Consider the following 11,914-nt stretch of genomic DNA (forward strand, 5'->3'; position numbering starts at 1 on the left):
TATTTATGAGTAAAATAATTATTCACGGCGGTTTCTTTTCTGAAAGCGACCAAAGCCATGAAATAAAAGAAGCAAAACAGGAATCTTTAAAGAAAAATGCCAAACTTGCCTATGAATTTTTAGAAAATCACACAGCGGCAGAAACAGTTGTTTACGCAGTTTCACTTCTTGAAAATGATGAACTTTATAATGCAGGAACCGGTTCGCAGATTCAAAGTGATGGCGTGATCAGAATGAGCGCTTCTATAATGGATGGCGATTCTCAAAAATTTTCAGGTGTTATTAATATTGAAAATGTAAAAAATCCAATTTTAGTTGCTGAGAAATTAATGGCAACCAACGACCGTGTTTTGGGAGATATTGGTGCAAAAAAATACGCTGCAGAGAATGGTTTTAAAGACTACTCCACCGAAATTCCGCAGCGTAGAAAAGAATATCTGGCAAAAGTTGAAAGTTTGGGAAAAGGAACTGTTGGTTGCGTAGCTTTAGATAAAAATGGAAAAATTGCTGCGGCAACTTCCACCGGCGGAAAAGGATTTGAAATTCCCGGACGAATTTCTGATTCTGCAACAGTGGCAGGAAATTTTGCCAATGAATTTTGTGGTGTGAGTTGCACCGGCGTGGGCGAAGATATTGTTAGCAATGCAACTGCGACTAAAATTGTAACGCGTGTTTCTGACGGTTTTAAAATAAATGAAGCATTTGACAAAACATTTACCGAGTTAAAAAAAATCGATGGTTTTGCCGGCGCGATAGCGATTGATTCAAAAGGAAATATCTTTCATCAAAATTCTCATCCGACAATGGTATTTGCCAGTTTTGATGGGGAAAATTTTGAAGTTTTCAATTAAAAAACTGTAAATTAGCTTATAAATTTTAAAACAATAATTATGAAATATTTAATAAAACTAAGTCTGGCAATTCTTGTATTTTCCGCTGTAAGTTGTGCTCAAAATAAAGAGAAAAGAGAAGAATTTAAAGAAGAACATTCTGTTGAAGAAAAAAGAGTTGACGGAACTGCGCCTGCGGCTGCAAGTAGTGAAGGTGTGCCAGTTGACAGCACAAAAATTGAAAAAATGGACGAAACAAAATAATTTTTCATCCTCATTTTAATTAAAAAAAACTTCAAAATTATTTGAAGTTTTTTTCGCTTTATAGACTTTTAAATTGTTCTAACATTCGTTTATCGTTCTCGAAAAACATTCTGATATCACCCATTTGATGAAGCAGCATTACGATCCTTTCGATTCCCATTCCGAAAGCAAATCCGCTGAATTCGTCTGGATTGATGTTGACATTTTGCAAAACTGCAGGATCGACCATTCCGCAACCCATAATTTCCAGCCAACCTGTTCCTTTCGTAATTCTGTAATCTGTTTCTGAGTTCAAACCCCAGTAAACATCAACTTCCGCACTTGGTTCGGTGAAAGGAAAGTAAGAAGGGCGTAATCTAATTTTAGATTTTCCAAACAATTCTTTTGTGAAAAACTGTAAAGTTTGTTTCAGATCTGCATAACTCACGTTTTTATCAATATAAAGACCTTCGATCTGGTGAAAAATACAATGAGAACGGGAAGAAATCGCTTCATTCCGGAAAACTCTTCCTGGTGCTAAAATTCGAATCGGCGGTTTATTTTCTTCCATGTAACGAATTTGTACGGAAGAAGTATGCGTTCTCAGCAAAACATCCGGATCTTTTTCTATGAAAAAAGTATCCTGCATATCTCTAGCCGGATGGTATTCCGGTAAATTTAAAGCGGTGAAATTATGCCAGTCGTCTTCAATTTCCGGTCCGTCTGCAACTGCAAAACCGATTGATTTAAAAATATCACTAATTCTGTTTTTAACCAAACTTATCGGATGACGCGTTCCTAATTCCAAAGGAAAACCCGGTCTCGTAAGATCTTCTTTTACGGAAATTGTTTCGGTTTTTGTAGCCGTTTTTAGTTCATCCAGTTTCTGCTGAAAAGCTTGTTTTAAAGCATTTACTTTTTGTCCGGCATCTTTTTTATTCTCGTTTGGTACTTTTTTAAATTCCTCAAACAGATCATTTAAAATACCTTTTTTTCCATTAAATTTTAGTCGGAATGTTTCAATTTCATCTTTATTGGTCGAAGTAAATTTGTTCACTTCTTCTATCATCGCCGCAATATTCTCTAACATATCAAATTTTAGTAAGCACAAAAATACAATTTTTCCTTTAAAAATTTAAGCAAAAAAAATCTGCTTCAAAGTTTGAAGCAGATTACTATTTAATGTAAAATATTACTTTTTCGCAGAAGCATTTGCTACGATTTGAAGCGTCATTTCATCTTTGATCAATCCGTTTGCAGCAGGCATTTGAAAAACAATCCCAAATTGCTCTCGTGAAATATCTTTCGGCTGAGTTGCAATTTTTATAGTTTCGCCTTCCATGGAAACATTTGCATTAAACTGGACTGGTTTTGTAATGCCTTTTATCGTTAAATTTCCGTCTAAAATAGTATTGTAATCACTTCCTGCGGGCGCTTCCGACACTTTTGTAATTTCGTAAGTTGTAGTTGGATATTTCTCAACATCAAAGAAATCGGCACTTTTTAAATGGCCATTTAGTTTTGCTAAGTTTTCTGGGTCGTTTTTTAGATCTTCGCTTGTCAGGGTTGTCATATCTGCCACAAATTTGCCGCTTTCCAGTTTACCATTATTTACAGTTACTTCACCACTTTTCATTGATATATTACCAATGTGTCCGGCGTTTTCACTTTTTACAATTTTGTATCCTTTCCACTCGATCTTACTTGTTACGGTATTTACTTCATATACTTTTCCATTTTTTGAAGTCGTAACGGCAGTAGTTTCGCTTTCTACTTTTTTATCTTTTGTGCAATTTGTTAAAATAATTAATGTTAAAGCGCTAAAAATCAAAGGTAATTTTATAAATTTCATAGTTTAGTATTATGTTGTTTGTGGGTGCAAAAATAAGTTTATTTTATTTCATTGACAAAATTGTTAAATTTGCATTATGCTTTTAGAAATCAAAAATTTACACTTCTCCCACAACGAAAATCAAAAACTTTTTCAAAATTTTAATTTAAAAATTGATGAAGGTAGAATTGTCGCATTGGCGGGTGAAAGTGGTTGCGGAAAATCAACTTTATTGAATTTGATTTACGGGCTTTTGCAATGGGAATCTGGCGAAATTATTTTAGATAATGAAAATCTTTATGGTCCAAAAAAGAATATTGTCCCCGGGGAAACAGACATCAAAATGGTGGCGCAAACTTATGATTTAATGCCTTATGCAACTGTCGCAGAAAACGTTGGGAAATTTCTTTCTAATATAAACTTAGAAAAGAAAAAAGAAAAAGTAATCCAACTTTTGGAAGTTGTAGGAATGGAGAATTTCGCAGATATTTTACCTAAAAATTTAAGTGGCGGTCAACAACAACGCGTTGCGATTGCAAGATCGCTTTCTCAAATGCCAAAATTGTTACTTTTAGATGAACCTTTTAGTAGTTTAGATTATTCAAGAAAGATAGAATTGCGCGAAAGATTGTTTAAATATGTGAAAGAAAATGGACTTTCTTTGATCATTTCAACGCACGATATTCAGGAAATCATGCCGTGGACGGATCGATTGATTATTTTAAAAGATGGTCGCTTGATTCAAAGTGATTCCATTAAAGAAACTTATGAAAACCCTTACACAGATTATGTGGCGAAACTTTTTGGTGAAGTGAATATTTTCTCAGATGAAGAAAAAAATCATTTAAATTTATCTAAAAACTTCTATTTTCCGCATCAAATAAATATTACAGAAAGTGGTTTGGAAGCGAAGGTTTTGGAAAGCCGTTTTGCGGGAAGTTATTTTTGGAATAAAATTAATTTCAAAGGGAAAAACTTAGTAGTTTATTCCGAACAGGAATTGAGCGGTAATGTTTATTTGGAATTTGTTTAATAAGTTTTTGATTTTTTTACCACAAAGTCACAAAACATTTTTAAAAAATCTATAAGAAAAGTTCATAAAGATTTTATGTGCCTTATGTTTTTTTTAAATTATACTTTTCATACTCACGCATTTGGCTTTGTGCCTTTGTGATTAAGTATTTAAACTTTTTTCAAAAACTCAGATTTCAAAGCCATTGCGCCAAAACCATCCACTTTGCAATCAATATTATGATCAGAATCTGGTCTTAATCTGACATTTTTAATCTTTGTACCGGCTTTTATGGATTTCGGAAAACCTTTTACAGGAAGATCTTTAATCACCTGAACGGTATCGCCATTATTTAATACAGCGCCGTTTGAATCCAAAATTTCATTTTCAACCCATTCTTCATTTGGATCCCATTGGTGAAAACATTGCGAACAAAACATCTCGCCGTCCATATTGAAAGTAAGTTCTGATTTGCATTTCGGACAGATAATTGGTTCGCTCATGATTTAGTTGATAGTTGATTCTTAAAAGCAAAAGTAAAGATTTAATTTTTAAAATGTTAATTTTCTTATTTATAAATAATTTTGAAGATGGATACGTTCTTGCGCCCCGGCTTGAGTGAAGCTCTTTTTATATGAAACGGAGTGGAATATAAAAAAGCGGGAACGGAAGACGGAAATAGGCGCCCAAAAAAATTTGTAAACATATATTCTATAATATCAAAAACTGATTTAACGATAAAAATTAAAGCCGTATTTTTGCAAAAATTTTGTCCGGAATAATTGAGATAAAATTAATAATCTTAAATAAAAAAATCCATTGTATGGAACTGATACACAGAAATTTACTGATAGGAATTCACGATGCGCTGCAGGAAACGTTTTTCGGCGAAAGAAAATATGCCGATAAAGTGATCGAAAGACTGCTGAAAGCGCACAGACAATGGGGAAGCGCGGATCGGAAAGTGGTTTCAGAAATTTTCTACAACATTATCCGCTGGAAAAAACGCCTGGAATATTACATGGGCGAAAATGCCAAGCCGGATAATATCTACAAAATGATCATTTCCTATTGCCTTTGGACAAAAACGCACTATAAAAAATTTGAGGAATTTGACGGCGTAAAAGTCGCAGATGTTTTGGTTAAATTAAAGAAAAACAAAGTGCCGTCTAAAGCCTTTGAATATTCAATTCCTGATTGGTTGGTTGAAACTTTTGAACGCGAATTGGGCGCAAATTGGGAAAAAGAAATGATTGCGCTAAATGAGCAGGCGCCGACAGTTTTGCGCGCAAATACTTTAAAAACCTCAACAAAAGAATTGATTTCAGATTTGCGTGATGAAGATGTGACTGCTTTTCCGATAAAAAATTATCCGGATGCCGTTCAACTGGAAGAAAAGAAAAATGTTTTTTTGACGACTGCTTTTAAAGATGGTTTGTTTGAAGTTCAGGATGCAAGTTCACAGAAAATTGGTGAATTTCTGGACGTTAAAGAAGGACAAAGAGTTGTAGATGTTTGCGCCGGAGCGGGCGGAAAAACCTTGCATTTGGCTTCTTTAATGAATAATAAAGGTCAGATTATCGCTTTGGATATCTATGCCTGGAAACTGGCAGAATTGAAAAGAAGAGCCAGAAGAGCCGGCGCGCAAAATATAGAAACACGTTTGATTGAAGACACGAAAGTAATCAAAAGATTGCACGAAAAAGCCGATAGATTGCTTATTGATGCACCTTGCAGCGGTCTCGGCGTTTTAAAAAGAAATCCTGATTCTAAGTGGAAAATTGACCAACAATTTCTTGATAGAATAAAAATTGAACAACAAAAAATATTGCAGGATTATTCTAAAATCATCAAAGTGGGCGGAAAAATGATTTATGCGACCTGCTCAATTTTACCTTCTGAAAACCGCGAACAGGTTGATCTTTTCTTAAAAAATAATGCAAATTATGCTTTATTGGAAGAGAAAAAAGTAATGCCGAGTGAAGGTTATGATGGGTTTTATATGGCTTTGATAGAGAGAAAATAAAATCAATTATTATATAATAGAAAAGCACTTCAAATTTGAAGTGCTTTTTTTGTTTTAAATATTTTAAGGGAAATAAAAAAGTATGCTATTGAAATTCTGTTGCCAACATTATCTTTTCATCGATAATATTTTCCCATAATTTATCATTTGAAATTGCATAATAATCAATACTTGAATTCTTTGGTTTTAATCTAAAATAAAAATCATAAGAACCACCAACAATGCCTTTTTCAGGTATGTATAAAAAACGGTCAATTCCTCTGTATTCGTTGTAACCATCGTGCTCCCACCAGCCATCAAACGTCCAAAACTGAAATGCAGTTTGATCTTTGATTTTAAACTTTTTTGATAAATAAATTTTAAAAATATATGGATTATCTATATTTCTATGGAAATTATTAGTCCGAACATCCATAATAAATTCTTCGCCAAGCATCTGTTTTTTAAAACTTTTTTCAAATTCTTCAATTGTTGTTTTGTTCTCAGCAGTGTTTATAGTACCATAAGACGTAATGATTGGTAGTTTTAAATTCGAAACAACGAAAAATTCTGTTAGGCAAAGTTTAGAAACATAATATTTTCCGTTAGCTTTTTTAATCAGTTTATATTTTAAAGTTTTATTTTCAGGCTTATTATCAGATTTCCAACCGAAAATTAGACTTCGCAACTTGTTGTTTGATATGATTTTATTTCTAAAAACGGCAGAATCTACCGGCATCCAATTGTAGCCTTTTTCATCAAAACCTGAGAGAATCTTTTCATCTAAATCAGGCAATACAGATAAAAGTAAAATTTCATTTTTGGATGTAAAGACATTGTAAACTTCAATATTTTTATTGATTTTATAGATGTCTTTTGTTTCTAAATTGTATTTATTAATTTTAAATTCAGATTTCAAACTATCCAAAAAAAAATATTCCTGGGAAAAGTATAAATTAGAAATTAGAATGAACAATAAATATGCTTTTTTCATTTTTTTGGAAGATTAACTTTTCTGTTATGGACAATTTAAAATCTTAATTTAGTTTTTACGGGCAACTGTTTCAAATATTTCTTTGTCACTTTAAATTTATTTTTTCTTATTTAAATTTTGCCAAATTTTATACAATGAACTGCGAATTTAAAATATAATTAAAAGTTTTAAATTGATATTTTTGGTAATATATCACCATTAAATGTATAACTATTTTTCTGATTGCTTATTTATTTGAAATTCAATTTATCCTCCACTTACTTTCACTAAAGTTTTTTACTTAAATTTGTGTATTAATTCACATTTAAACTAACAACTACCTATAACTTTATTAACATATGTGCGGAATTGTATGCCTTTTTGACGCCAAACAAAAAACTGAAATGCTAAGACCTCAGGTTTTAGAAATGTCGAAGAAAATCAGACACCGTGGCCCGGACTGGAGCGGTATTTTTCAAAACGAAAAAACTATTTTTTCCCACGAAAGATTGGCAATTGTCGATCCAACTTCAGGGAAACAACCTTTATTTACAAAAGATGGCAACATCGTTTTAGCCGTAAATGGTGAGATTTATAACCATAAAGAATTGCGTAAAGAATTCCCTGATTATGAATTTTTAACCGAATCTGATTGTGAAGTTATTTTGGCTTTATACAAAAGAGACGGCAAAGATTTTTTAGACAAATTAAATGGAATTTTCGCTTTCGCACTTTACGATATTGAAAAAGATATTTTCTTGATAGCGAGAGATCACATGGGAATTTGCCCGCTTTATCAAGGTTGGGACAAAAATGGAAATTATTTCGTGGCTTCAGAATTAAAAGCGTTAGAAGGTGTTTGCAAAACAATAGAAACATTTTTACCGGGAAGTTTACTTTACAGCCCAGATGGTTTTGAGTTGCAACAATGGTACACAAGAGATTGGGATAATTACGAAAACGTAAAAGATAATGTAACGGATATTTCTGCGATCAGAAAATCCCTCGAAGACGCGGTTCACAGACAATTAATGAGTGATGTTCCTTATGGCGTTTTACTTTCCGGCGGTTTAGATTCTTCAATAATTGCCGCAGTTACTGCAAAATATTCCAGAAACAGAATTGAAAGTGGCGACACACAAGAAGCCTGGTATCCAAGATTGCACAGTTTTGCGGTTGGTTTGGAAGGTTCACCGGATTTAATTGCCGCACAAAAAGCGGCGGATCATATTGGTTCCGTTCACCATGAAGTTCATTTCACCGTTCAGGAAGGTTTAGATGCGGTAAAAGATGTTGTTTATTATTTGGAAACTTATGATGTAACAACCATTCGTGCTTCTACTCCGATGTATTTATTGGCTCGTGTCATTAAGTCAATGGGAATTAAAATGGTACTTTCCGGCGAAGGTTCTGACGAACTTTTTGGTGGTTATTTATATTTCCACAAAGCACCAAATCCGGAAGCGTTTCACGAAGAAACGGTAAGAAAATTAGGAAAGTTGCATCTCTACGATTGTTTAAGAGCCAACAAATCTTTAATGAGCTGGGGAATTGAAGGTCGCGTTCCTTTTTTGGATAAAGAGTTTATGGATGTCGCGATGAATGTAAATCCAAAAGATAAAATGATCAGTAAAGGCGAAGGTAAAATGGAGAAATGGGTTTTGAGAAAAGCCTTTGAAGATCTTTTACCGGAAAGTATTGCGTGGCGACAAAAAGAACAATTTTCTGATGGCGTTGGTTATTCGTGGATTGATTCCTTAAAAGAAGTGGCAGAAAATGAAGTAACGGATGAAATGTTTGCCAATGCAAAATTCCGTTTTCCTTTAAATACGCCTCAAAATAAAGAAGAATACAGATACCGAACTATTTTTGAAGAGCATTTCCCAAGTGAAACTGCGGCCGCAACTGTTCCTTCTGTTCCTTCCGTGGCTTGTTCTACGCCGATTGCTTTAGAATGGGATGAAGCATTTAAAAATGCAAATGATCCAAGTGGACGCGCAGTAAAGTCTGTGCATGAAGATTCCTACTAAATTATTAGTAATGAAAAATTTGTTATAAATAATATAAACCCGCTTTTTAAAGTGGGTTTTTTGTTTTAACTATAATGTGAAATCTATTTATCTAAATGATTTCACAGAAGATTTTAACAAAAATCTTATTTTTGCAATATGATCACATCTAATTTAGACCCCAACGTTAAAAAATATCTACCCTGGATTTTGGCGACTGCATTTTTCATGCAAATGCTTGATTCCACGGTTCTAAATACTGCACTGCCTTCTATCGCTTTAGATTTTAAAGAATCGCTGCTAAATATGCAAAATGCCATCATTAGTTATGTTCTGACTTTGGCTTTGTTTATGCCGGTCAGCGGATTTTTAGCTGATAAATTCGGAACAAGAAAAATATTTATCTGGTCCCTTATTTTATTCAGCATCGGTTCTCTGTTCTGCGCACTTTCTCAGGATCTTAATCAATTGGTGATTTCGCGTGTCATTCAGGGTTTGGGTGGTGCTTTAATGACGCCAGTTGGAAAGCTGGCCTTGATAAAAGCTTTTGATAAATCTGAACTATTAAAAGCGATGAACTATGCCACAATTCCTGCTTTAATTGGACCAGTCTTGGGTCCTTTAGTTGGTGGTTACTTGGTAGATTATCTAAGCTGGCATTGGATCTTTATAATCAATTTACCGATCGGACTTTTGGGTATCTTTTTAGGTTTAAAATTTATGCCTAATTATTTTTCAAAGGTCACACATTTTGATTTCAAAGGATTTTCAATTTTTGCAGGCGCAGCACTTTTACTGTCAGTTTCATTAGAATTAATGGGGCAAACCAAAAGTTTGAGTTTTATTTTAATGCTTTTTTTACTGGGCTTTTTGCTGCTTTACTATTATTATACTTACGCTAAAAAAACGGCAGACGTTATATTTCCTCTAAAATTATTTTTAGTAAGAACTTTTCGCGTTGGGATTTTTGGAAATTTAGCGTGTCGTCTAGGTATCAGTTCTATTCCGCTCCTAATTCCTTTTATGATTCAGATTGCCTACGGAGAATCTGCTGTCATTTCCGGCTGGATCGTTGCTCCGATGGCATTAACGGCAATGTTTGGTAAATCTGCTGTCATTTCTGTTTTAAATTATTTTGGCTACAGAAATACTTTGATGTACAATACTTTTATTATTGGTGTTTTAATTACGTGTTTGGCAATACCGGGAATTAACACAAATATCTACTGGTTCATACCGCTTTTAGCCTCACTTGGATTTTTTAATTCCATCCATTTCACAGCAATGAATACTATCGCCATTGCTGACCTCAGAAATGATCAAACCAGCAGTGGAAATTCCTTACTTTCTGTAAATCAACAAATTGCAATTGGTTTTGGTATTGCAATTGGTTTAGCAGTTTTAAGATTTTACCAAAATTTAGCACCCGTTCACATTCATGATGCTTTTAGAAATACGTTTTTAACAATTGGAATTCTGACCGTTTTTTCAGGCTTTGTATTTAGAAGGTTGCATTTTCGGGATGGAGATAATTTAAAAACTAAAGATTAAATTAGATTAATAAATAAAATTTAAGATGAAAACCAACCGGCTTGAGGCTTTTAGTGACGGCGTTTTAGCTGTAATAATTACTATTATGGTTTTGGAATTTAAAATACCGGAAGAAGGAAATTTTTAAGCGTTAAAACCTTTAATCCCACAAATCATTTCCTGTATTTTAAGTTTTCTTTATATAGGAATTTATTGGAATAATCACCACCATTTATTTCAGATCGTAGAAAAAGTAAATGGTAAAATTTTGTGGGCTAATTTGCTGTTGCTATTTTGGCTGTCAGTTTTTCCATTTGCAACCGGTTGAATGGGTGAAAATCATTTCTCTAAAAACACGGTCGCGGCATATGGTTTTGTACTTTTTATGTGCGCAGTTTCATTTAACATTCTGCAAATTGCATCTTTAAAAAGTGAAGGTTCTGATTCGGCCTTGGGAAAAGTATTAAAGAATGTTTTAAAGGAAAAATTATCTACAGGATTTTATTTAATATCTATTATTCCCTCTTTTTTTTATCCGATAATTTCCTTAATTTTAATTTTTGTTGTGGCAATGCTTTGGTTGATCCCCGATAAAAGAATAGAAAAAAATATTTAAATAAAATAATATGGTAGAAATAGAACAAAAAAATAATTTGAATTTTGGTGAATTTTTTATAGTGAAACAAGGAAAAAACGTGGGAAAAATGCAGTACGAATGGTCTAATCCTTTGACATTTAATATCGTTCACACAGAAGTAGATCCGGAATTTGAAGGACAGGGATTTGGCAAAAAACTGGTAAATGCAGCCGTAGATTTTGCAAGAAAAGAAGGTAAAACTATTAAAGCTACTTGCAGTTATGCCCATTCCGTTTTGTCAAAAGACGATTCTGTAGAAGATGTTTTTACAAAATAATAACTTTTAAAAAATTGAAATTATGAAAGGATATTCCATTTTCATCACTCTTCTATTTCTGTTAATTACCTCTTGCGACAAGGAGAAAATAAAAAAATCTGAGAACGACACGGACAGTATTGTGAAAAATGATTCAGCAGTAATAAATCCCATGGCGCACGTTATGGATGCTGCAAATGTAATTCAAATGCAAAAATTTTCTATTCTAAAAAACAGGGAATTTCCCGTTCGTGACAGTGCAATTGTATTAAAATCAGTTTCAGAATTAACAAAAGAAAGCGCTTATTTGCTATTTAATAATGACCAATCCAAAGCGGAATTATTTTTACCAAACGCCGTAAAAAGTAAAGTTATGGAACGCAAAGGCACTGAGGGAAATTACGTCTGGACTGACGGAACCTACGAACTTTTCCAATGGAAAGGTTATACTTTGCGAACTGTAAAGGATAAAAACGCCATATTTAACGGAGATTCTATGTGATTATTTTCAAAAAAAAAATTAAGCCTTTCATTTTTTTGCAAGGCTTTTTTTGTGACATAATTTTAAAAACTATATTTGTGAAAATT

At 33.2% G+C, this 11,914-nt stretch carries 13 protein-coding genes and 1 pseudogene; 10 read left to right on the forward strand and 4 right to left on the reverse strand.

Annotated elements, in window-relative coordinates:
• The first annotated feature begins 5 nt into the window (after positions 1 to 5).
• Entirely contained in the window at positions 6 to 851 is an 846-nt protein-coding gene (locus BM238_RS04690; protein WP_090078999.1) for an isoaspartyl peptidase/L-asparaginase, read from the forward strand.
• Between the two features lie 39 nt (positions 852 to 890).
• Positions 891 to 1,094: a hypothetical protein gene (locus tag BM238_RS04695; RefSeq protein ID WP_090079000.1), complete on the forward strand. Its 204-nt coding sequence runs from the start codon at positions 891 to 893 to the stop codon at positions 1,092 to 1,094.
• Between the two features lie 58 nt (positions 1,095 to 1,152).
• Here BM238_RS04695 and pheS read toward each other — a convergent pair whose 3' ends face one another.
• Positions 1,153 to 2,163, reverse strand: a complete 1,011-nt coding sequence (gene pheS / locus BM238_RS04700) for a phenylalanine--tRNA ligase subunit alpha (protein ID WP_090079001.1) — start codon at positions 2,161 to 2,163, stop codon at positions 1,153 to 1,155.
• Between the two features lie 102 nt (positions 2,164 to 2,265).
• A complete protein-coding gene (locus BM238_RS04705) occupies positions 2,266 to 2,925 on the reverse strand; it encodes a YceI family protein (protein WP_090079002.1) in 660 nt (219 codons plus the stop codon).
• Between the two features lie 76 nt (positions 2,926 to 3,001).
• Between BM238_RS04705 and BM238_RS04710 the strand changes: the two genes are divergently transcribed.
• Positions 3,002 to 3,937 (forward strand): sulfate/molybdate ABC transporter ATP-binding protein, encoded by a 936-nt coding sequence (locus BM238_RS04710; RefSeq protein ID WP_090079003.1) that lies wholly within the window; start codon positions 3,002 to 3,004, stop codon positions 3,935 to 3,937.
• Positions 3,938 to 4,086: 149 nt separating this feature from the next.
• Here BM238_RS04710 and BM238_RS04715 read toward each other — a convergent pair whose 3' ends face one another.
• On the reverse strand, positions 4,087 to 4,419 hold the full coding sequence (locus BM238_RS04715) for a zinc ribbon domain-containing protein YjdM (RefSeq protein ID WP_090079004.1): 333 nt from the start codon (positions 4,417 to 4,419) through the stop codon (positions 4,087 to 4,089).
• Positions 4,420 to 4,739: 320 nt separating this feature from the next.
• Here BM238_RS04715 and BM238_RS04720 point away from each other — a divergent pair, with 320 nt between their 5' ends.
• A complete protein-coding gene (locus BM238_RS04720; protein WP_090079124.1) occupies positions 4,740 to 5,942 on the forward strand; it encodes an RsmB/NOP family class I SAM-dependent RNA methyltransferase in 1,203 nt (400 codons plus the stop codon).
• An 85-nt stretch (positions 5,943 to 6,027) separates the two neighbouring features.
• On the opposite strand, the gene BM238_RS04725 is transcribed toward BM238_RS04720, so the two are convergent.
• A complete protein-coding gene (locus BM238_RS04725; protein WP_090079005.1) occupies positions 6,028 to 6,915 on the reverse strand; it encodes a hypothetical protein in 888 nt (295 codons plus the stop codon).
• Between the two features lie 338 nt (positions 6,916 to 7,253).
• On the opposite strand from BM238_RS04725, the gene asnB reads away from it, so the two are divergent.
• The 6 genes and pseudogenes from asnB (at position 7,254) to BM238_RS04750 (ending at position 11,828) form a co-directional block, all read left to right on the forward strand.
• Positions 7,254 to 8,924 carry an asparagine synthase B gene (asnB, locus tag BM238_RS04730; RefSeq protein ID WP_090079006.1) on the forward strand — a complete coding sequence of 557 codons (1,671 nt, stop codon included), beginning with the start codon at positions 7,254 to 7,256 and terminating at the stop codon, positions 8,922 to 8,924.
• 138 nt (positions 8,925 to 9,062) lie between these two features.
• On the forward strand, positions 9,063 to 10,454 hold the full coding sequence (locus tag BM238_RS04735; RefSeq protein WP_090079007.1) for an MFS transporter: 1,392 nt from the start codon (positions 9,063 to 9,065) through the stop codon (positions 10,452 to 10,454).
• Positions 10,455 to 10,479: 25 nt separating this feature from the next.
• Positions 10,480 to 10,761, forward strand: a pseudogene (locus BM238_RS14640) (TMEM175 family protein).
• Positions 10,762 to 11,049, forward strand: coding sequence for a hypothetical protein (locus tag BM238_RS14645; RefSeq protein ID WP_317040672.1), 288 nt, complete (start codon positions 10,762 to 10,764; stop codon positions 11,047 to 11,049).
• Positions 11,050 to 11,059: 10 nt separating this feature from the next.
• Positions 11,060 to 11,347: a GNAT family N-acetyltransferase gene (locus BM238_RS04745; RefSeq protein WP_090079008.1), complete on the forward strand. Its 288-nt coding sequence runs from the start codon at positions 11,060 to 11,062 to the stop codon at positions 11,345 to 11,347.
• Between the two features lie 22 nt (positions 11,348 to 11,369).
• Positions 11,370 to 11,828 (forward strand): hypothetical protein, encoded by a 459-nt coding sequence (locus tag BM238_RS04750; protein ID WP_090079009.1) that lies wholly within the window; start codon positions 11,370 to 11,372, stop codon positions 11,826 to 11,828.
• The last annotated feature ends 86 nt before the right edge of the window (positions 11,829 to 11,914 follow it).

The sequence above is a fragment of the Halpernia frigidisoli genome (genome assembly GCF_900113805.1).
GTDB lineage: Bacteria > Bacteroidota > Bacteroidia > Flavobacteriales > Weeksellaceae > Halpernia > Halpernia frigidisoli.